The sequence below is a fragment of the Holospora undulata HU1 genome (assembly GCF_000388175.3).
Lineage (GTDB): Bacteria > Pseudomonadota > Alphaproteobacteria > Holosporales > Holosporaceae > Holospora > Holospora undulata_A.
Map to the genome: position 1 here is coordinate 1 of NZ_ARPM03000153.1, position 19,974 is coordinate 19,974.

The 19,974-nt window shown below is 37.5% G+C and carries 31 protein-coding genes; 28 read left to right on the forward strand and 3 right to left on the reverse strand.

The genetic code is table 11. The features are described 5' to 3' along the window. Positions 1-135 precede the first annotated feature (135 nt). Positions 136-342 carry a hypothetical protein gene (locus K737_RS04340; RefSeq protein ID WP_024161462.1) on the reverse strand — a complete coding sequence of 69 codons (207 nt, stop codon included), beginning with the start codon at positions 340-342 and terminating at the stop codon, positions 136-138. 380 nt (positions 343-722) lie between these two features. Between K737_RS04340 and K737_RS04345 the strand changes: the two genes are divergently transcribed. From K737_RS04345 to K737_RS04470, 27 genes are all read left to right on the forward strand, one after another. After that, positions 723-1,178: a hypothetical protein gene (locus tag K737_RS04345; protein ID WP_152531091.1), complete on the forward strand. Its 456-nt coding sequence runs from the start codon at positions 723-725 to the stop codon at positions 1,176-1,178. Positions 1,179-1,890: 712 nt separating this feature from the next. Then, positions 1,891-3,078, forward strand: coding sequence for an elongation factor Tu (tuf, locus tag K737_RS04350; RefSeq protein WP_006304543.1), 1,188 nt, complete (start codon positions 1,891-1,893; stop codon positions 3,076-3,078). Positions 3,079-3,082: 4 nt separating this feature from the next. Beyond that, positions 3,083-3,400 carry a 30S ribosomal protein S10 gene (gene rpsJ / locus K737_RS04355; protein WP_023491789.1) on the forward strand — a complete coding sequence of 106 codons (318 nt, stop codon included), beginning with the start codon at positions 3,083-3,085 and terminating at the stop codon, positions 3,398-3,400. Between the two features lie 9 nt (positions 3,401-3,409). After that, the gene (gene rplC / locus K737_RS04360; RefSeq protein ID WP_006304546.1) at positions 3,410-4,117 is read left to right on the forward strand and encodes a 50S ribosomal protein L3; all 708 of its coding nucleotides are present in this window, start codon (positions 3,410-3,412) and stop codon (positions 4,115-4,117) included. Next, the gene (gene rplD / locus K737_RS04365) at positions 4,114-4,767 is read left to right on the forward strand and encodes a 50S ribosomal protein L4 (protein ID WP_006304548.1); all 654 of its coding nucleotides are present in this window, start codon (positions 4,114-4,116) and stop codon (positions 4,765-4,767) included. The genes rplC and rplD overlap by 4 nt, the downstream gene beginning before the upstream one ends. Beyond that, positions 4,764-5,108 carry an uL23 family ribosomal protein gene (locus tag K737_RS04370; RefSeq protein WP_006304551.1) on the forward strand — a complete coding sequence of 115 codons (345 nt, stop codon included), beginning with the start codon at positions 4,764-4,766 and terminating at the stop codon, positions 5,106-5,108. Before rplD ends, K737_RS04370 begins: the two co-directional genes overlap by 4 nt. After that, positions 5,108-5,953, forward strand: coding sequence for a 50S ribosomal protein L2 (gene rplB / locus K737_RS04375; protein WP_023491791.1), 846 nt, complete (start codon positions 5,108-5,110; stop codon positions 5,951-5,953). The genes K737_RS04370 and rplB overlap by 1 nt, the downstream gene beginning before the upstream one ends. Positions 5,954-5,965: 12 nt before the next feature. Then, on the forward strand, positions 5,966-6,241 hold the full coding sequence (gene rpsS, locus K737_RS04380; protein ID WP_006299142.1) for a 30S ribosomal protein S19: 276 nt from the start codon (positions 5,966-5,968) through the stop codon (positions 6,239-6,241). 10 nt (positions 6,242-6,251) lie between these two features. Further along, positions 6,252-6,596 carry a large ribosomal subunit protein uL22 gene (locus tag K737_RS04385; RefSeq protein WP_006299143.1) on the forward strand — a complete coding sequence of 115 codons (345 nt, stop codon included), beginning with the start codon at positions 6,252-6,254 and terminating at the stop codon, positions 6,594-6,596. Further along, positions 6,597-7,283 (forward strand): 30S ribosomal protein S3, encoded by a 687-nt coding sequence (rpsC, locus tag K737_RS04390; protein ID WP_006299144.1) that lies wholly within the window; start codon positions 6,597-6,599, stop codon positions 7,281-7,283. Between the two features lie 6 nt (positions 7,284-7,289). Then, positions 7,290-7,709, forward strand: coding sequence for a 50S ribosomal protein L16 (gene rplP, locus K737_RS04395; protein ID WP_006299145.1), 420 nt, complete (start codon positions 7,290-7,292; stop codon positions 7,707-7,709). A 4-nt stretch (positions 7,710-7,713) separates the two neighbouring features. Further along, positions 7,714-7,923 (forward strand): 50S ribosomal protein L29, encoded by a 210-nt coding sequence (gene rpmC, locus K737_RS08200; protein WP_006299146.1) that lies wholly within the window; start codon positions 7,714-7,716, stop codon positions 7,921-7,923. Positions 7,924-7,926: 3 nt separating this feature from the next. Then, a complete protein-coding gene (gene rpsQ, locus K737_RS04400) occupies positions 7,927-8,172 on the forward strand; it encodes a 30S ribosomal protein S17 (RefSeq protein ID WP_006299148.1) in 246 nt (81 codons plus the stop codon). Next, positions 8,169-8,531 carry a 50S ribosomal protein L14 gene (gene rplN / locus K737_RS04405; RefSeq protein ID WP_006299155.1) on the forward strand — a complete coding sequence of 121 codons (363 nt, stop codon included), beginning with the start codon at positions 8,169-8,171 and terminating at the stop codon, positions 8,529-8,531. The genes rpsQ and rplN overlap by 4 nt, the downstream gene beginning before the upstream one ends. Continuing rightward, positions 8,531-8,893: a 50S ribosomal protein L24 gene (gene rplX / locus K737_RS04410; protein ID WP_006299157.1), complete on the forward strand. Its 363-nt coding sequence runs from the start codon at positions 8,531-8,533 to the stop codon at positions 8,891-8,893. The genes rplN and rplX overlap by 1 nt, the downstream gene beginning before the upstream one ends. After that, positions 8,890-9,417 (forward strand): 50S ribosomal protein L5, encoded by a 528-nt coding sequence (rplE, locus tag K737_RS04415; protein WP_006299158.1) that lies wholly within the window; start codon positions 8,890-8,892, stop codon positions 9,415-9,417. The genes rplX and rplE overlap by 4 nt, the downstream gene beginning before the upstream one ends. A 4-nt stretch (positions 9,418-9,421) precedes the next feature. Then, positions 9,422-9,727 carry a 30S ribosomal protein S14 gene (gene rpsN, locus K737_RS04420; protein WP_006299160.1) on the forward strand — a complete coding sequence of 102 codons (306 nt, stop codon included), beginning with the start codon at positions 9,422-9,424 and terminating at the stop codon, positions 9,725-9,727. 13 nt (positions 9,728-9,740) lie between these two features. Then, a complete protein-coding gene (gene rpsH, locus K737_RS04425) occupies positions 9,741-10,139 on the forward strand; it encodes a 30S ribosomal protein S8 (RefSeq protein WP_006299161.1) in 399 nt (132 codons plus the stop codon). Continuing rightward, a complete protein-coding gene (locus K737_RS06865) occupies positions 10,133-10,738 on the forward strand; it encodes a 50S ribosomal protein L6 (protein WP_006299162.1) in 606 nt (201 codons plus the stop codon). Before rpsH ends, K737_RS06865 begins: the two co-directional genes overlap by 7 nt. Before the next feature lie 10 nt (positions 10,739-10,748). Beyond that, on the forward strand, positions 10,749-11,111 hold the full coding sequence (gene rplR / locus K737_RS04435; RefSeq protein WP_006299163.1) for a 50S ribosomal protein L18: 363 nt from the start codon (positions 10,749-10,751) through the stop codon (positions 11,109-11,111). A 15-nt stretch (positions 11,112-11,126) separates the two neighbouring features. Next, complete coding sequence (gene rpsE, locus K737_RS04440; protein WP_006299164.1) at positions 11,127-11,681, forward strand: 30S ribosomal protein S5; 555 nt, start codon at positions 11,127-11,129, stop codon at positions 11,679-11,681. Beyond that, positions 11,678-11,857: a 50S ribosomal protein L30 gene (rpmD, locus tag K737_RS04445; RefSeq protein WP_006299166.1), complete on the forward strand. Its 180-nt coding sequence runs from the start codon at positions 11,678-11,680 to the stop codon at positions 11,855-11,857. The genes rpsE and rpmD overlap by 4 nt, the downstream gene beginning before the upstream one ends. After that, complete coding sequence (rplO, locus tag K737_RS04450; RefSeq protein ID WP_035575083.1) at positions 11,848-12,318, forward strand: 50S ribosomal protein L15; 471 nt, start codon at positions 11,848-11,850, stop codon at positions 12,316-12,318. Before rpmD ends, rplO begins: the two co-directional genes overlap by 10 nt. 45 nt (positions 12,319-12,363) lie before the next feature. Further along, a complete protein-coding gene (gene secY / locus K737_RS04455; protein ID WP_200863617.1) occupies positions 12,364-13,668 on the forward strand; it encodes a preprotein translocase subunit SecY in 1,305 nt (434 codons plus the stop codon). Continuing rightward, on the forward strand, positions 13,665-14,324 hold the full coding sequence (locus K737_RS04460; protein ID WP_006299171.1) for an adenylate kinase family protein: 660 nt from the start codon (positions 13,665-13,667) through the stop codon (positions 14,322-14,324). Before secY ends, K737_RS04460 begins: the two co-directional genes overlap by 4 nt. A 357-nt stretch (positions 14,325-14,681) precedes the next feature. Continuing rightward, on the forward strand, positions 14,682-15,149 hold the full coding sequence (locus K737_RS11175; RefSeq protein WP_162471407.1) for a hypothetical protein: 468 nt from the start codon (positions 14,682-14,684) through the stop codon (positions 15,147-15,149). Positions 15,150-15,550: 401 nt separating this feature from the next. Next, complete coding sequence (locus K737_RS04470; protein WP_006299175.1) at positions 15,551-15,916, forward strand: frataxin domain-containing protein; 366 nt, start codon at positions 15,551-15,553, stop codon at positions 15,914-15,916. Between the two features lie 64 nt (positions 15,917-15,980). Here the strand turns inward: K737_RS04470 and K737_RS04475 are convergent, their stop codons facing one another. Both K737_RS04475 and dusB read right to left on the reverse strand, forming a co-directional pair. Beyond that, the gene (locus K737_RS04475) at positions 15,981-18,128 is read right to left on the reverse strand and encodes an ATP-binding protein (protein WP_006299177.1); all 2,148 of its coding nucleotides are present in this window, start codon (positions 18,126-18,128) and stop codon (positions 15,981-15,983) included. Then, on the reverse strand, positions 18,125-19,123 hold the full coding sequence (gene dusB, locus K737_RS04480; protein ID WP_006299179.1) for a tRNA dihydrouridine synthase DusB: 999 nt from the start codon (positions 19,121-19,123) through the stop codon (positions 18,125-18,127). Before dusB ends, K737_RS04475 begins: the two co-directional genes overlap by 4 nt. Before the next feature lie 223 nt (positions 19,124-19,346). Between dusB and K737_RS12075 the strand changes: the two genes are divergently transcribed. Next, positions 19,347-19,460 (forward strand): helix-turn-helix domain-containing protein, encoded by a 114-nt coding sequence (locus K737_RS12075; RefSeq protein WP_407636454.1) that lies wholly within the window; start codon positions 19,347-19,349, stop codon positions 19,458-19,460. The last annotated feature ends 514 nt before the right edge of the window (positions 19,461-19,974 follow it).

Sequence of the window (19,974 nt, forward strand, 5' to 3'; positions counted from 1 at the left end):
ACATCGTAAAGTTTTCCTAGTCTCTCTAACCATATATCAATACATCATTATAAAATTAAAACTTTATACTCATAATATCTATCTCTACCACTTTCAACACTTATGGGGGCTCAACTTTGGCGCATAGACTTGATCCTAAGGAGCCACCTCCTTCAAAATAGCGCTCGCGCTGACACCAAAATGCTGAGCAATTCGGTTCATTGAAAAGTCACTTGCGTATAAAACAAGGGCGTTCAGCTTGTCTTTTTCAGGCACACCTCGTGAAATTTTTTCCACATTTTTTACATTTGTACCGCTTTCCCCCTCGAAAAAAACTACTTTTAAAGCACTCCGAACATTCACAAAATTTACATACAATCATTTTTAGAGACTTTTAAAAGAATTTCTTTACCAGTTCTAACAAAAAAGATCTTTAGTTAAAAGCTTGTTTTTTTAATTAGGTGGAGCAAAGTCTATAATTTTTTAAAAGTCCAAACATCAGATGAAATTAAAATTTTATTAATCTTTATGCAAAAAATCAAAAATTAAGAGAAGTGTAAAAAAAATATTATTTAATAGTAAAACAAATAAAACATCAAGTTTTTTTTATTAAAATTTATAGAACGAATAAATATAATCGTTTTAAAAACATGTGGTTTTTTGTGTAGAATTATAAAAAAAACTATTGACTTTTGTTATTTTTTCGTTTATCTTCGCAGGGTGGAATTCAAAAACTTATTTTTATGTTCGAAAAAAAAATTAAAACTAAAATTTCTTTTGGAATTTTTTTTGGGATTTTAGCAAGCCTTTACTCAGGAAACTTTGCTTTTGCGTCTGGAAAAGGTGAAGAGTATAATGGTTTGGAAGGTGGTGAGGCCAACTCTTTTTCAGGGCAAGGTTCCGTGAGCGACTCAGAAGAAGGCGATTCAAGCAGCATCAATCCTGAGCTAAGGGATATTATCTATCAAGATCTTGGTCTGGAAGTTCCTCATCAAGAAAGCGATTCAAGCAGCATCAATCCTGAGCTAAGGGATATTATCTATCAAGATCTTGATCTGGAAGTTCCTCATCAAGAAGTAAATCTTAGTGAATCCTCTTCTTCGGAAGAACAAGAGCAAAATCAACAACAAGTGGCGGATTCGGGTGAAGAAGATTTGGGTGTGGTTAAAAAGGTAAAACCTAATGATAGTCAAGACTAAAAAAGTCTATGGTAAAAAGTGAATCTTAGTTTTTATTAAGAGTAAAATTTTTTTAATCTATAACTTAAAAAATTTCCAAGAGAAATCTAATTTTTTTTAATAATCGAAATTTTTTAGATTTTTCTTGGTTTTTTTTATCGGGTAAACTACAGTTATTTTCTAATAGCTTATTTTTCTAATACTTTTTGGCGGAACGCTAAAGCAGATACAGCCAGCTTATTGTTGTTTTTGATCGAAAATTAATATGAGATAGATCAAAGTAAAGTGTTTTTTCAGAGTTAAATTAAGTTCCCAAAATTGATAGTTAGAAGTTTTTATTTTTTCTATTGATAATCTACACTTATTAAAATTTTCGATAATTTTTATTTTTTGTGCGTTAATTTTTTTATTTTTTTAATAAATCGCAAATAAGTTTACTGTAGTTTGTAATCTGAAAGTTTTCTTGGTTCTTTTATTAATTTTATTTATGCTTGGAGCGTTATAAAAAATATTTTTTTATTTACGTGTTTTTATTTTTATTTGACTTGTTTGTTTTATATTTTTTCTTATGGTTATTTTATTTTTTTAATGGATTTGTGTTACTATGGCGAATTAAAATTTAAAAAATTACGCAAAAGATTGGGAGAAAAAATAGTTTTTTGAAAAATCCCCCTTGATTGTATTGGATGAAATGTGATACAAATTATAAAAATGAAGTTAGAAAAAGAGTTCTATGTCGAAAGAAACGTTTAAACGTGATAAACCTCACGTTAATATCGGTACAATTGGTCATGTTGATCACGGAAAAACGACGTTGACGGCAGCAATCACGAAATATGCCAGCAAGCAAGGTATGGGAGAATTTAGGGGGTATGATCAGATTGATGCCGCTCCTGAGGAGCGCGCCAGAGGAATCACGATTTCTTCTGCCCATGTAGAGTATGAAACAGCAAATAGACATTATGCCCATGTGGATTGTCCGGGACACGCGGACTATGTAAAGAATATGATTACTGGTGCTGCGCAGATGGATGGTGCTATTTTAGTGGTTTCTGCCACAGATGGTCCTATGCCCCAGACTAGGGAGCACATTTTGCTTGCTCGTCAGGTGGGAGTTCCAAAGATTGTTGTCTTTATTAATAAAGTAGATTTAATGAAAGATGAAGAGTTAGTAGATTTGGTGGAAATGGAAGTTTTAGAGCTTCTTACTCAGTATGGATTTGATGGAGAAAATACACCAATTATTAGAGGTTCTGCTTCAAAGAGTTTAACTGAAGATGATCCTGAGTCTTCTCGGTGCATTAAAGATTTAATGGATGCTGTGGATCGTTATATTCCAACTCCAGAACGTGATATTCAAAAACCGTTCTTGCTTTCTGTAGAAGATGTTTTTTCTATATCTGGGCGTGGAACTGTAGTGACTGGGCGTATTGAGCGCGGAAAGATTAAGGTAGGAGAAGAGGTTGAGATAGTTGGTTTAAGAAATACTGTAAAATCTATTGTTACAGGGGTTGAGATGTTTCGAAAGCTCTTAGATGAAGGTCTTGCAGGAGACAACGTAGGGGTGTTATTGAGGGGAATAAAGAAGGAAGATGTTGAAAGAGGCCAGGTATTGGCAAAGCCCGGAACTGTAAAACCTTATACTAAATTTAAGTCGGCAATTTATGTTTTAACAAAAGAGGAAGGGGGAAGACATACTCCGTTTTTAAGCAATTATCGCCCTCAATTTTATTTCCGTACTACGGACGTTACGGGAAGTATACAGCTAGAAGAAGGGCGTGAAATGGTTATGCCGGGAGACAATGTGACGCTGTCTGTTGAATTAATCTCTCCTATCGCTATGACAGAAGGAGATAGATTTGCAATTCGAGAAGGGGGAAGAACTATTGGGTCTGGTGTCATTTCAGAAATATTAGGGTAGATTGATGTCGAATTCGCAAAAAATTACAATGTATTTGAGAAGTTATGATTCGGCGTCTTTGGCGCGTGCGGTGAATTCTATTGTGGAAACCGCATCTCGCTCTGGAGCAAATGTTTCTGGCCCTATCCCTTTTCCTAAAAGAGTGCGTAAGTTTACGGTCTTAAGGTCTCCTCATGTTAATAAGGAGGCCAGAGATCAGTTTGAAATTGCTTCTCATTGTCGATTTATTATTCTAGAGATTCCTGAGCAATCTTCGGTTATTGAGGCGTTGAAAGGGTTAGATTTAGGTTCAGATGTTGATGTGCAGATTAAAGTGGGGTGAACATTTTTGATGAAGCAGCGTGTAGGAGTAATAGCGCGTAAAATAGGAATGACGCGGGTTGTAGAAAAGAATAGAGTAGTAGCGGCAACATTGTTACAAGTAGATTCTTGTGTGGTTCGATGTAAAAAAGAGGGTGGAAGAACCTCTCTTCAAATAGGTGGTGGAGTTAAAAAAAAGGTTTCTCGTCCTCTTCAAGGGCATTTCAAGAAGTTTGGGGTTCCTTTTTTCGGAAAGCTTTGTGAGTTTTTTGTCACAGAAGAAGGGATTCTTCCAGAAGGGGCGTTTTTGAAGCCTTCTCATTTTGTTGTTGGGCAGTGTGTTGATGTTACTGGAATTTCTGTTGGAAAAGGATTTGCTGGGGGCATGAAGCGTTGGGGGTTTAGAGGGTTGCCTGCGAGCCATGGAACTTCGGTTTCTCATCGCTCTCATGGTTCTACTGGAAACCGTAAAGATCCTGGAAAAGTTTTTAAAGGAAAAAAAATGGCGGGTCATATGGGGTGTTCTACGATTACGGTTCAAAATCTTAGAGTTTTGAGTGTTTTGGATGAAGACAACCTTATTGTTGTTGCCGGAGCTGTTCCGGGTTCTAAAGGAGGGTGGATAAAAATTCGAGACGCTGTAAAAGTTCCGCTTTCAGAAAAAGTTTTTTGGCCTGGAGTTTTTGATTTGAGTGCGGTAAGTACTGAAGCTCCTTCTTTGTCGGAGGAAAATTTATGAACGTAGATCAAAAAATCGATCAAAATGATCGTTGTCAAGTTTTGAATTGGCAATGGGAATCTGTTGGAGAGGTTGAACTTTCTCCTTTTATTTTTCAGCAAGGTGTTCGAAAAGATATTTTGACGCGCGTTGTTCTTTGGCAACTTGCTAAGCGTCGTTCTGGAAATCATAAAACTAAGGGGATTAGTGATATTTCTGGAACTACTCGTAAGCCTTATCGTCAAAAAGGAACGGGAAATGCTCGTCACGGGTCTCGTCGTTCTCCTCAGTTTGTGGGGGGAGCTGTAATTTTTGGTCCCGTTGTTCGGAGTCATGAACACAGTTTGAATAAGAAGGTCAAGTCTTTTGGACTTCGCGTTGCTCTTTCTTTGAAAAGGCAGCAAGGAAATCTATTTTTTCTTGAGGATATTTCTGTTCCGTCTTGTCTCAAAACAAGGGATTGTCGAGTTTTTTTTGAAAAAACAGGAGCTAAGAGTGCTTTGTTAGTTTCTTCGGATTCTACTTATGGGAATATTGAGCGGGGAATTTTGAATTTACCTGCTTACAATGTTTTGCACCAAGACGGATTAAATGTCTATGATATTTTGCGTCATGAGCATTTGATTATATCAAGGAGCAGTTTGCAGTATATAGAGGGACGGTTGCAATGATACATCGGTTTTGGAACAGAGATAAAAAAAACAAATTATCAGATACTCAAGTTTTGAGTGTTATTATTGGTGAAGTTGTAACAGAAAAGTCTTTTCTTTTGAGTCAAAATAAAAATCAGAAGGTTTTTCGGGTTGCTTTTTGGGCAAACAAAATCCAAATCAAGCAAGCTTTGAAGGATATTTTTAAAATTGATGCGGTGTCCGTCAATACTTTGGTTGTTAAAGGAAAGGCTAGACGATTTAAAGGACGCAAGGGAATTACTGGTGCATACAAAAAGGCAATAGTTCGTTTTTCTGATGGTCAGATTTTAAATCAGAGTTTTAATATTGGAGAAATTTAATGAGTTTGAAACACTATAATCCTACTTCTCCAGGACGAAGAGGCTTGATCACTTTAGATCGTTCTGAACTTTGGAAGGGGCGTCCTGAAAAGTCTTTAGTTTGTTCTAAAAAAAGAACTGGTGGTAGGAATGCGCAAGGTCGTGTGACTTGTCGTTCTCGGGGAGGGGGGACAAGACCTCTTTATAGGGTTGTTGATTTTGATCGAAACTCTGGTGGAAATGGTATCGTTTCTTCTCGTGTGGAAAGGTTAGAATACGATCCTAATAGAAGTGCGTTTTTGGCTTTGCTTTCTAAAAATGATTCGAGCAAGACGTCTTTTAGCTACGTAATTGCTTCTTCTGGGATGAAAGCAGGAAGTGTTGTGTATTCTGGAGAGGGGTGCGAAATTCGTGAAGGGAACTCTCTTCCGTTATCTCGAATTCCTTCAGGAACTTTCGTGTATAATGTAGAGTTAAAAATCGGTAAAGGAGCTCAAATTGCACGATCCGCTGGGACCTATGCTCAGGTTATGGGAAAGGAGTTAGATTATGTTCTGGTTCGGCTTCCTTCTGGGGAAGTGCGGAAAATTCATAAGAATTGTTGGGCAACTATAGGGGTTGTTTCTAATGCGGATCATCGAAATATTTCTTTAGCGAAAGCTGGTCGGAATAGGTGGTTAGGATTTCGCCCTCATGTTCGTGGTGTTGCTATGAATCCTGTAGATCACCCTTTGGGGGGGGGAGAGGGGAGAACGTCTGGAGGAAGGCACCCAGTTTCTCCTCAGGGACAAAGTGCAAAGGGTTTGCGTACCCGTTCTAAAAAAGCTAAGTCGTGGAAATTGATTGTTAGTCGTCGTAAAAAATAGGAAGGAGTAGTTGTGGCTAGATCTGTTTGGAAAGGTCCATTCGTGGATTTACATCTTATGAAAAAAGTTGAAAATTTAAAAAAATCTGGAAAAAATACTCTTATTAAGACGTGGTCTAGGCGTTCTACTATTTTGCCTCAGATGATAGGAGTTACGTTTGCTGTGCATAATGGTCGTAAATTTATTCCTGTTCTGATAACAGAGGCGATGTTTGGTCATAAGCTTGGGGAGTTTTCTCCTACACGGACTTTTTATGGGCATTCTGGGGATAAAAAGACAAAGCGTTAGGAGGTAGAGTATGAATGAAAAAAAGCAGGTGCATGCGTGTTGGCGTATGATACGTATTAGTCCTCAGAAACTAGGAGTTGTTGTCTCTTGTTTACGTGGGCATTCTTTGGGGAGAGCTATAAAGATTTTGGACGGTATGAAAAAATCTATAGCTCCCGGGATAAAAAAATTTTTACTTTCTGCAAAGTCTAATGCGGTCAATAACTTTCAGTTAAATCCGGATTCTTTGCGCGTGTCAGAGATAAGTGTTGGAAAAAATATGGTTTTGCGTAGAAGGCATATTGGTGGAAGAAGTCATTCTGGAGAAATTCGAAAGCCGTTTAGTCAAATACGTGTTGTTTTGGAGGAAAAATAAATGGGACATCGAACGAATCCTATTGGTTTGCGACTTGGGATAAATAGAGGCTGGAATGCACTTTGGTTTGCGGACAAAAAGCAGTACGCTTCTTATGTGCAGGAAGATCTTATAATTCGATCATTCTTTCAAAAGCGACTTTCTAGTGCGGGAGTTTCTCGAATAGTTATTTCCCGTTTAGACAAAAAGCCTCATGTTACAGTTTATGTTGCTCGTCCTGGTGTCGTTATTGGAAAGAAAGGTGCTGGGATTGATGATTTGTTATCTCAGTTAAGGAAAAATCATGGAATTTCTTGTTTTTTTAACATTGTTGAATTAAGAAAACCAGATCTTTATGCTCAAGTGGTCGCAGACGACATTGCGCGTCAGTTGGAAAAGCGTGTATCTTACAAGAGAGCTATGAAAAAATCTTCAACCTCTGCCATGAAAATGGGGGGCAAGGGAATTCGCATTAATTGTGGAGGAAGGTTGGGAGGTATCGAAATTGCTCGTACCGAATGGTATTTAGAGGGACGCCTTCCTTTACATTCTTTTCGAGCTGATATAGACTATGCTTGTAGTGAGGCCCATACAACTTCAGGAGTTTGTGGGGTAAAGGTATGGATTTATAGAGGAGACGTTTTAGAAAAAGGTTCTTCTTTAGTTGAAAGACGTTTAGGTGAAACGTCTGTAAATCGTGTGGGGTAATGAGTAATGTTAGCACCAAAAAAAACAAAGTTTCGAAAAGCCTTTAAGGGAAGGATTCATGGAAATGCTGCTCGGGGAAATAGTGTGGCGTTTGGAGAGTATGCTTTAAAGGCGGAGACTGCAGGACGTATTGATTCCCGTCAAATCGAGGCAGCTAGAAAAAGTATGACGCGTCATATGCGTCGTGCTGGGCGTATTTGGATTCGTTGTTTTCCCAGTGTTCCCGTTACTTCTAAACCTGCAGAGGTTCGTATGGGAAGTGGAAAGGGAAGTATCGATAGGTATGTTTGTCGTGTTGCCCCTGGTCGTATTCTTTTTGAGATTAGTAATGTTCCCGAAGATACAGCGCGGGAAGCAATGCGGTTAGCGGCAGCAAAGCTTCCTATTAGTGGACGTTTTGTAAAGCGTTCCAGCCAAGGAGAGTAGATTTATGAAGAGTACAGAATATTTAAATAGTTTAGTAAAAATGTCTGATCGTGAGCTTTTTGATGAGCTTTTGGGACTTTTAAGGCAGCGAGCTGCTTTTTCTTTTACTAAGGGGAATCCTCAGACTAAGGCGCTTTCTCATCGTGTTCAGTTAGTGCGAAGGAATATTGCTCGTTTGAAGATGGTGATGGCGCAACGTAAAAAGGAGAAGTAGGTTATGGCAAAACGTCAGTTTATAGGGCAGGTTGTTAACAAGTCTTCAGATAAGACAGTAATGGTTTTGGTTCACCAAAGACAAAGACATCCTTTGTACCATAAAGAAGTTTTGAGAAGGAAAAAGTACATGGCTCACGATGAGAAAAATGAATTTAATGTGGGGCAAGTAGTTCTTATAGAGGAAAGTCGTCCATTTTCTAAGAGAAAAAGCTGGGTTGTTTTAGGGAAAGCGGAGAATATACAATGATTCAAATGCAAACGCGTTTGCAGGTAGCAGACAATTCTGGTGCTAAAACTTTGATGTGTATTAAAGTTTTGGGAGGAGCCAAGCGGCGTGTGGCTAACATAGGTGATGTCATTATCGCTTCTGTTAAGACTGCTATACCGGGGGCAAAGGTTTCTCCTGGTTCTGTGGTTCAAGCGGTTATTGTCCGCGTGAAAAGTCCTATTCTACGTTCTGATGGAACTACTATTGTTTTTAGTGAGAACGCTGCTGTTTTATTAAAGAATCAAGATCCAATAGGAACTCGTATTTTTGGTCCGGTAAGCAAAGAGTTGCGTGGGAAATATTCAAAGATAGTTTCTTTAGCTTCTGAGGTGTATTGATGAAGGACAAGTGCAAGATTAAGAAAGGTGATATAGTTGTTTTAATTTCTGGACGAGACAAAGGAATTAAAGGGGCGGTTTTAGAGATAGATTATACTCGACAAAGAGTTTTAGTAGAAAATTCAGGGGAAGTTCTTCGTCATACTAAGCCTTCTTCTAAATATCCAGATGGAGGGATCGTGAAGAAAAATTTGGGTGTTCACTGGTCTAATGTCATGATTTTGGATCCTGCGTTTAAGGATTCGGCGTCCGAGTATTGTTCTAGGGAGGTGTTGACACGTATCGGTTTTAAGTTTGATGAAAAAGGGGAAAAATTTCGTTATGCTAAGCGTTCTGGAGAATTTATTGGGAGGGTAAGATGAGGTTGTTGTACGAGGAGAGCGTTAAGCCTTCTTTGATTGAAAAGTTTTCTTATACAAATATTCATCAGGTTCCTTGTTTGGAAAAAATAGTTTTAAATGCTTCTTTTGGGAGAAAAATGGGTGATCAATCATTTTTTGATTCTGCAGAATTTGCTCTTAGTCGTATTTCTGGACAAAAACCAGTTATTACAAAAGCGAGAAAGTCTAATGCAGGGTTTAAAATACGTGAAGGAATGCCTTTGGGATTGAAAGTGACTTTACGAGGCGCAAGGATGTATGATTTTCTTCGAAGGTTAGTGTACATTGCTATGCCTCGAATGAGAGATTTTAGAGGAATGAAGCCGCGTTTTGATGGAAATGGAAACTATTCTTTAGGTATCAAAGAACAGCAAATTTTTCCAGAGATTAATTACGATCAAGTGAAAGAGACTTTGGGGCTTCAGATCGTTTTAGTTACTAGCGCTTCTACTGACGAAGAGGGGCTGGCTTTGTTAAAAAAATTTGGTATGCCGTTTAGGGAGTGAGTTAATGGCTAGAAAAGGATTGATAGAAAGTAATCATCGAAAAAAGAAAATGGTGCAAAGAGATAGACTTAAACGTTCTTCTTTAAAAAAGATAATTCATGATAGAAGCATTCCTTTGGAAGATCGGTTTAATCACGTTTTAAAGCTTTCTAAGATGCCGAGAAACGGAAGTTTGGTTCGTGTTCGGGGGCGTTGCGCGTTGACTGGAAGATCTAGAGGGGTGTATCGTTTTTTTGCGCTTTCTCGTATAAAATTTAGAGAGTTAGCTTTGACGGGTGATTTGCCTGGCGTAAGAAAGTCAAGTTGGTAAGGGAGAGAAAATAATGGCTTTTACAGATCCTGTTGGAGATATGATAACGCGTATTAGAAATGCGCAAAAAAGAAAAAAAGAGATAGTTTTGGTTCCTGTTTCTAGGTTGAAAAAGAGTATTTTAGATGTTTTAGTTCAAGAAGGGTATATTTCCTCTTATTCTGAGATTGGTGATTCTGTGAGTTGTGCGATGCTTAAGGTACAGCTTAAGTATCATCGGACTCGTCCTGTGATTCGTGAGATAAAGCGTGTTTCTAAGCCAAGTGTTCATTTTTATCGTAAACTTAGTGATAAACATAGAGTTGCTTCGGGGTTGGGAAGTGCTATTTTGACGACTTCTCGAGGTGTTGTTTCGGATGTTAAGGCCCGGGCTTTAGGTGTGGGCGGAAAAGTTTTATTAACAGTATGGTAAAATTTATGGAAAAATTAAAAAAGGAACTAAAAGTTAAGATTCCTAGGATTGCAGCCAACGGGGTGAAAATTCCAAAAAATGTAGAATATAGGCAAGACTCAGGTGAGATGATTTTTTCTTTCAGTGGGCAAGAAATCAGGAGATTTGTTCCGGATTATATTATAGCTAAGTGTTTAGAAGAGAAAATTTTTTTGACGTTGGCTCCTATTAACACTTCGGTGTTGACAAGAAAAGAGCAGAGGACTAGAATAAGCGAGTTGGGTACTTATTCTAGTTTATTGAAGTCCGATGTTAATGGAATTTTGGAGCCTTTTACTAAAGTGTTAGAGCTTGTTGGTGTTGGGTACAAGGCTGAGCCTCATAAGGATGGAATTAAGTTGAGTTTGGGGTATAGTCACGATGTAATTTGTCCTTTGCCTTCTGGAGTGAGTTTGACTATCGAAAAACCTACTGTTTTTAAGCTGTCTTCTAGAGATAGGGTTCTTTTGGGGCATGTAGTATCTTCTATTTTGAAGGTTCGTCAGGTTGAGCCGTATAAAGGGAAAGGAATTCGTATACAAGGGCAATATGTCCGTATGAAGCAAGGTAAAACAAAGTAAGGTGGTCTGTATGTTGTATAAATCTTCTACAAAAGAAAGGCGTAAGCATCGTATTCGGGAAAAAATAAAAAATAGGAAGGATATTGTTAGGCATCGTCTTTCTGTTTTTCGTTCTGGGCGTTATATATATGCGCAAGTTATTGATGACGTAAATCAGTGCACTGTTGTTAGTGCGTCTTCTTTAGAGAAGGAGTATAAAGCTAACTTTGGGGGGGGAGATTGTAAAGCTGCTTCCTGGGTTGGAGAAATGGTTGCAAAGCGAGCAATAGAAAAGGGGTTGAAGGATGTGGTTTTTGATCGCGGGTGTTACAAATTTCATGGAAGAGTTAAGTCTTTAGCAGATTCTGCTCGTGCTTGCGGGCTAAATTTTTAGTAGGAGCGTTGTATAATGAAGGAGAATGTTCAAAGAGAACTGTACTCAAATTTTAAAAACAAAGAAAAAGAGCTGATGAAGGTGACAGTGAAAGTTTCTCGAGTTTCTAAAGTAGTGAAAGGAGGGAAACGCTTCAATTTTTCTGCTTTGGTTGTGGTTGGAGATGGAAAGGGAAGGTGCGGATTCGGTTCTGGAAAAGCTAAAGAAGTGGCAAGTGCTGTTAAAAAAGCTACAGATCAAGCGTCAAAGCATCTTGTTCGTGTTCCTTTAAAAGATGGGCGAACTTTTTTTCATGATACTTTGGGTAAGTATGGAGCTGGTGAAGTTTGTATCCGTTCTGCAAAAAAAGGAAAAGGAGTGATTGCCGGGGGTACTATGCGTGCTATTTTTGATGTTATGGGAGTTCAAGATGTTGTGTCAAAAATTCTGCGTTCTGCTAATCCCCATAATGTGGTGAGAGCAACCTTTGAAGCTTTTAAAAATATGGAAACTCCCCGTATTGTGAGTCGAAAAAGAGATAAAAAGTTGAGTGAAATTTTTGGTAAAGTTCCGTCAGGGGAAGAAGCATGAAATACTGTCGTTGTGTGCAATATCGGAGCTCCATTCGCGTTTGTGAAGCTCAGAAAAAAATCTTGAGGGCTCTTGGGTTGAGAAAGTTAGGGAAATCTAAGATGCTTCCTATTTGTCCTTCTGTTCTTGGGATGGTACATAAGGTTAAGCATTTAGTTAGGATGGAATTATGTTAAGTGAATTGAAAGATAATTTGGGATCTCGAAAATCTTCTCGTCGTGTTGGAAGAGGCATTGGTTCTGGGAGAGGAAAAACTTCGTCTCGTGGTGGAAAAGGACAAACTGCACGTTCTGGTGTAAGCATTAAGGGATTTGAAGGAGGACAGATGCCGTTGTGTCGTCGTTTGCCTAAGATGGGGTTTGTTTCTTTTCGAAAATTTCGTTTTTGTTCTGTGAATTTGGATAGAATTCAAGATGCCATAGACTCTGGAGTTTTAGATCGTTCGGTCCCTATTACAATGGATGTGTTAGTTGAGAAGGGATTTTTTAAGAAAGCGAATGTTCCGCTCAAAATATTGGGACGTGGGGAGTTGCGTTGCTCTGTAAATATTGTCGCTGATGCTTTTTCTGCTCAAGCTGTGACTAGAATCACTGAAGCGAAAGGAACATGTACTGTGGTTTCCTCTAAAAACTTATAGGATTTTTAGATTTTTATGTCCAGAAACTCATTTTTTCAGAACATTTTGAAAAATTTAAGCATCGATGCTTTCATGAAAGCTTCTGATTTGCATCGAAGAATTTTTTTCACGCTTTGGATTTTTATTATTTATCGTTTGGGGACTTATATCCCTCTTCCTGGTATTGATCCAGTGGGGATGCGTGTTTTGGCGGGAGATTATACGTCTCAGGGAATATTAAAGATGTTTAATATTGTCTCTGGGGGAGCTTTAGAGCGAATGAGTATATTTTCGCTAAATTTAGGACCTTACATATCTTCAAGTATTATTGTTCAGCTTATGACTGCAGTTTTTCCTTATTTTACTATGCTTAAAAAAGAAGGAGAGGCGGGGAGAAGGAAGCTAAGCCAGTACACACGATATGGGACTATTGGTTTGGCTACAGTGCAGGCGGCAGGTTTGGCTTCTTTGCTGAGCTCTGTTCCTGGGCTTGTTTTGGACCCTGGAGTGTTTTTTCATTTTAGTACTGTGACGACTATCGTTGGTGCAACGCTGTTTTTGATGTGGTTGGGAGAGAGAATTACTGCAAGAGGGATTGGAAATGGTTCTTCTATGCTGATTTACGCTGGAATCATAGCCAGTTTACCTCAAAGTTTATTTCAGTTTCTGGAATTAGGGCGTACTGGGGGAATTACTTTTTTTGAAGTTTTTTTTGGCATGTTGGGAGTAGTCGGGTTTGTTTATTTTATCACCTTCATGGAAAAAGCTTATTACAAAGTTGGAGTTCAGTATTCTCGTCGTCCGGAGATGGGGGCTCAGCATGCTATGGAGCGTCCTTACATTCCTTTGAAGTTGAATCCTACGGGAGTATTACCTCCTATTTTTTCTATGGCCTTGTTGGGTTTTTTTTACTCTATGTCTAATTTGAAAATTATGGATAGCTTGTGGCTTATTGGCCCCCTGTTAAAGTTACTTTTTGTTCACCCAGTGGTTTCTATTTTTGTTCGAGTTGGGCTAATCATTTTCTTTGCTTTTTTCTATACGACGATCGTTTTCAATCCTGAAGAAAAGGCTAAAGAGTTAATGAGTAATCACATTTCTGTTCATCCACTTAGACCTGGTGTTATGACAGCGAATTACTTCACTTATCTTTTGAATAGGCTAACTGTTGTAGGATCTATTTACATTGCATCTGTTGTTATTCTTCCTGACGTGTTAAGTAAAATTTTCTACATTTCTTTTCCTATTGCAGGTACTAGTGTATTGATAGCGGTTAGTGTGACGCTCGAAACTACTTCTCAGTTTTTTTCTTATATTGTTTCTCATCAGTATAGTCGTTTATTTAAGAAACAGAGGAGAAAAACATTATGAAAAAGGAAATTATGAAAAAAGGAATTGTATTTTTTGGTCCTCCTGGATCTGGTAAGGGAACTCAAAGTATATTGCTTTCGGATCGATTAAACATTCCATTGGTGGCTATGGGACAACTTCTTAGAACGGAAGTTGTACAGAATACTTCTCTTGGAAAAAAAATAGAGGATTCTTTAAAGCGTGGTGAATATTTAAGCACTTCCGATGTCATGGAGGTTTTGAAGATTCAGCTTGATAAATTTCCAGATGCTTGGGTTATTTTGGATGGAGTTCCTCGTTCTATCGAGCAAGCAGAAGCTGTTGAGCAGTATGCGTTTTCTGGCTTTTTATGTGTCGAAGCTGTTGTTTTTCTTCAGATTTCCCCGGAAAAAGTTTGGGATCGTATAAGGAATCGTTTATCTTGCGTTCAGTGTCAAAAGGATTATTGTCATAAAGTAGATCTTTGCTCTAATTGTGGTTCTAAAGAGTTTTCTAGACGCTCAGATGATAAAGAGGAGGTTGTCCTGAGGAGGTTAAACGTGTTTAATGAGAAAATTCGTAGTATTTTTGATTTTTATAACGAGCAAAAAAAGGTTTATTTGATTCAGGCAGATAGAGATGTTGAGGAGGTTTATTCTGATATTATCGCTTGCATTCTTCCTTTGATGAAGAAATGAATAGGGGATTTTTGTTATAAGTGAGTAAGAAAAATAAATATTATCAATAACAATAAAATTTTTTTAAGGCAAGTTGAGCAATAGAATTTACTCTAATCTAGACGTAAAGGTTTTGTGTTAACAAAAGCTCATAATTAGGTCTATTTCGATTATAGCACTACCAATTAAGCACCTAGTGCATTAAGTTTTATGGGCTTCCCAAATATGCTTCCTATAACATCGCGTCCTTTGTATCTCCATGGGCTCTTAGCATGTAAAACCACTTTCGTCAATGAGCAAGCAAAACGTAGAATTTTTACGGGGGCGAAATTGGGGGAATTCAGTTTTTTTATACGTAATTCCAATATGCTTTTTAGAATGCTTTCCGGATATTTTGTTTTAAAGCTTTATAAACACTATGCTGGTCTTTATGAAGATCTTAATGAAATTAGGAAATCAAAGCTTGAAAATTTCAGCAAATCTTCCAAAAAACAAAGTGAGATTAGAGAGTCTTTTGGGGGCGAATACTCAGATCCCTTTGATATAATTATTTTAGATTTTGAAATCTTTTTAATTGAAATCATTGAAAATAAAGGTAATTTCAAAAGTATTATTGATAAGTATCTAATGAATAAATCAAGGACAAAAGAATTATCTTTGGAAACTCGAATACTTTTAGCAAAATATTTCGCTGATGATTTTATCCATAATATGAAAATTGTTTATTATGCACATATCAAAAATTTTTGTGACGCATTATCTAAAGTAAAAAAAAGAAGCAAAAAATTTGGATTTCTAAAGTCTATGATCGTGCTGGAAAAGGGCTCTTCGATTGGGATTTGGTGATCACTTGAGTTAAACTTTCAAACAACTTTTTGAACGATTAAAAAAATGGAAAATTTTATTTTATTGCGTAGATCATTGGGCAGGTTTTAATAAAATTATTCCAAGCCTTCGCCTCTTTCAGGGAAAAGATAAAACGTTTTCTATTAAACAAAACAACGCTCCACATCGCCATTGGTTTGCAAGATTTCGCCCCACCTTGCAAAACGCACGATCACTTGAAATGCTAGAGGCAACACTGCGTATTTTTGCGGCGCTTCACGTTAATAAAACTTTGAAAATTCATCATGCTATCTTTGGTTGAAAGCCTCAAAATTTTTATGGTAAAATAATATGAAGTAGTCTCTTGTATGTTTTTATATACCAAGATAAAATTTTTTAAATAAACTGTTTAAGGCTATATTTTGGATAATTCTTTTATGTTTGCGGAATTTGCTCAAATACTTTTAGATGAAATTTTTTCTCGTATTCACGCTTTTGAGTCTATTCTTTCTTGGGATATTAACGAAAGAAGTGGAGTTTTGGAAGTTAAGATTCCAGCTGTTCCTTCGGTATACCTCATCCATCAGCATAATACTTTAGAACAAATCTGGCTATCGTCCCCTCTTTCTGGAGGATGGCATTTTACTTTTGACGCTTCTAGCAATACATGGTACGATACAAGAAAAAAGTATCCGTTTTTTCTTATGCTTTTTTCAGAATTCAAACCGCATATCCCTAAATCATTGTGGATAGATTCATTACTTAAAGAACACAAAGTTTCGGTCTAATTTTTTATATTCGTTAAGAAGGATGTTTGTTGTCTTGATGGGCAGCGCATTAATATGACCTATTTTATACTAGGGGATTTTTTAAATTTGGGAGTTCTAACGTTGCTATTGCACCAAAATCACAAGGTGAAAGTGTCAACGTTCCATGATGATCTGACACAATCCTTTGTACAATAGAAAGTCCTAATCCAGTACCGTAAGATTTTGTTGTAACATAGGGATCAAATAGAAAAAGCGGCGCATCAGAGTTTAATCCTTTTCCGTTATCTTTTATCGAAAGCGTTATTCCCTTGATATGACGGATTAGCCGAACTTCTATGTTTCCTGAAGGCAAAGATGCACAAGGGGGGCGGTCTTGAATAGCTTCGATGGAATTTTTAAGAAGGTTGCTAAAGGCGCGTTCTAATTGTCCTTCATCACCTTGCCACATATCCTTTTCACCCAACGCAATCACTATAAGGCTAAACTGAATTTCTGGGTACGCTTGTTGGTGAAAATTGATTAAGCGATGAAGCATTTGATGTAAGGAAAATGGCGCCAATTTTGCTTCTGTCATGCGGGAAAAAGAGGAAAATTCTGAAATTAATTGGTCAATATACGCAACTTGTCGTACAATTGTATCTACGCAATCTTGAAAGATTTCCGGCTGGTTGACTAAATGCAAAAAACGTCTTTGTAGCCGTTGTGCAGATAGCGCGATAGGCGTAAGAGGATTTTTGACTTCATGGGCAACTCTTCTTGCAACATCTTCCCAAACACTGCGTTTTTGTGCTGCTACTAATTCGGTAATGTCATCAAACGTCAATGTTAATTCTGCTCCATTAGACCATGCTCGAACATACAACGCATAAATACGCGGTAGGCAATTTTGTAAAATGGTCATTTGTTTTTGGCTTTGTTGTCCCGGTTCAAGATGCGCCTCTTTTACAAAATCCCAAAACTCTGCGCAGATACATTGAAGATAGTCATTTTCCATATTTTGTGTTTTTTCTAGCAAACTTTGCGCACGTTCGTTAGATAAAATAATACGTCCATTCATTTCAAGCCCTAAAACTCCTGAAGAAACGCCTTTTAGTACATTGGATAACCGATGGCTGCGCTCTTCTAGAGTTCTATTCATAACCATTAATTCTTCTTTTTTTGCATGCATTTCTTGTACCATAACATTGAACGTTTGGATTAATAAGCGTAACTCTTCCATAGCTTCTGGTTCAACATCTTGTACTTGGATAAGTTCTCCTAATCGAATAGATTGGGCTGCTGCCAACAAAGCGCCAATGGGTTCCGTTAGTCGTTTTGAAAAGCTTACACCGACTAAAATAGCAAAAAGTAAAAGAATACAGGAAAAAAGTACAAACAAAATAATAAATTTTTGAATGAGCGCGCTTTGTTCTTCAAAAACTCGTTGATAAGCAGTTCCAGAGTGTTTCATGTGTTCTACATGATGCAACACTGCTGGATCTACTTGTCGAGTAATAAGCAAAAAACATTGTTTTAATGACAGTGGAACAACAGCCACAACTCGGCCTTCCTCTTTGTGCAAATAAAACATAATGCGTTTAGAAGAAACTTTTTTGATGTAAGAGGCTGTGATACGACTTAAAAACTTGATAACATCATCAATTTGTTGAGTTTTTGCAATTATTTTGTTTTTTCCTTGGGTGCGCTCAAACAAAATGGCTTGATGGGTAGAAAAAGAGCTCATATAATTTAAAAAATCTTTTAAATCTTGAAGTACATTTTTTGCATGGGAATTATTTTTTTTTAGCTCTTGGCTGGATGTGACACCTTCCATAGTAAAAGTCGTATTAATTGTGTGAGCCAATTTCATAATAGATTCTTCTAAAATTTTTTTATGCTCTAAAAGATAAGCATCAGCAACTTGAGTAGAGGTGTTGATTACGGTGCGTACACGATCTTTAAACCAAGTTTGAACGCCTAGCTCTAAAAAAATTAAAGAAAATACAGTAATCAAAAAACAAGGAGCAACAACCATCATAGAACATAGGCTTACAATTTTTCTCTGAAATTTTCGATTTTCTTCACGAGTTTTTGGAAGAGATTGGCGATGTAATAAACTGTACAAAGCGCCACCGTTAAGGGAAAGAAGGATAAAAATAATGGCTAAAAAAAGACGATCGTTTTTGAAAGACCACCCAAACCAAAAAACAGATCCAAAAAATCCAAGCCACAAAAATTTTCTATAAATCAAACAGGAACTCCTTGCATTTGCTCTTCATAAAAAGCATCGATATATTTGAAAATGTTTTGTGGACAAGTTTCTTTAAAAACACGCTGACGAAAGGCTGTGGCTCCTGCTGCGCCTTTACTGTACCATCCTAAATGTTTTCGTAAAATATGAACTCCCCGATCTTTTCCGTAAAAAGTTAAAATATCTTCAATATGAGTGCGCACACTTTTATGTTGCTGTGACAAAGAAGGAGCATCCAATATGCATCCCGTTTTAAGTTTATGAAAAATTTGTGCTAAAAACCAAGGTTTTCCGTAAGTTCCTCGTCCCACCATGATTCCTGAAATATTTGTAGTGTTCCAGTGATGTTCTGCAGTTTTAAGATCAACAATATCTCCGTTTCCTATGATGGGTAAAGGAGAGCTTTTTGCCAATTCAGAGATAAAATCCCAATTAGCACTATCCTTATAAAACTGACATCGTGTTCTGCCGTGGACGGTAACCCATGAAATTCCCGAGTTATGTGCTAATTTTATCAAGTTCGACGCATTTAATGTCTTTGCGTCCCACCCCATGCGCATTTTAACACTTATCGGAATATTAACGGCCTGAACAACGGATTTAAAAATAGATTCTGCTAATTTTTCATCTTTCATTAAAGCTGCCCCTGCAAAACTGTTAACAGCAATCTGTTTTGCTGGACACCCAAAATTCAAATCAATCGCATGGGCGCCTTGATCTGCTGCCCAACGCGCTGCTTGGGCCATAAGGTTTGGATCGTTTCCAGCCAATTGCATAACTCGAATTTCGTCTTTTATCATCAAAGAGCGTTGAAAAGTTTTTTGTGCTTGACGAAGGATAGACTGACTGGCAATCATCTCTGAAACAGAGAAACTTATTCCTCCAAACGCGTGTACTGCTTTACGAAAAGGTAAATCACTTACCCCTGCCATAGGCGCCAAAACGATCAACGGATCCGATGAGTTCCAAATGGGTAATTTAAGACGAAATATCATTGCTAAAAACCATCCACTTAATAATTAATTTTAGCTGAAACTTTCTTTAAGATCTAGAAGGAAAATTTCCACATAAGAAGAATAAACTGATACCAAATCCCATAACTAAATGAATAGAGATACATAAGTCAAAGGCGCCAGCGGAACGTAAGAAAAAAAGTCGCCCTAATGATACAAAGAATGCAAGTAAGAGGTTGGATAGAAGGAAGATAGCCAACTGACCATCGATAGGGTTCAGCAAAAAATAGCAGAACAATTCAAATTCACTATTGCAAGATCGACGGCACATAGAGAGATGAAAAAGCCTGGTTTAGCTTATATAACTCCGCGTCCTTAACATTTTAAACAAAAAGCAGAACAGGCAGCTGAGTTTAAAAAAATATAAATGAGTTTATGGAAAAGTCGCAGGCCACAAGAGTCATGTTTTTTTATGAAGCAAGGGGCTGGAACTCATTCTAGAAAAGCGCATGGCTGGTTTAGCAATCACCAGGCCTAGGAGGAAATCAAGCTTTGATATAAGAATTTTTATCTTTACGGAGCGGTTGAATTAGCTACAGGGGAGAATTTTAGTGTAATCATGCCGAGGTGATTCAGCATGCATGAATACATATTTTTCTGATCTAGCCAAAGTATTTGTGAAGGATAAGAGAGCATATCGTGGATCAAGCTGCTGGGTGGCATAGATCAAAGGACTTGATGGTTCCAAGAATATAAAGAGTTTATACTTGTCACCTTGTTCACCTAAGTTGCCCCCTGTAGAGAGATTGTGGCTACATATCAAGTACAACATCCTGAATACTCAGATGTACGCAACAATAGAAAATCTTGAAAGTACTTGAGCCAATTCATAC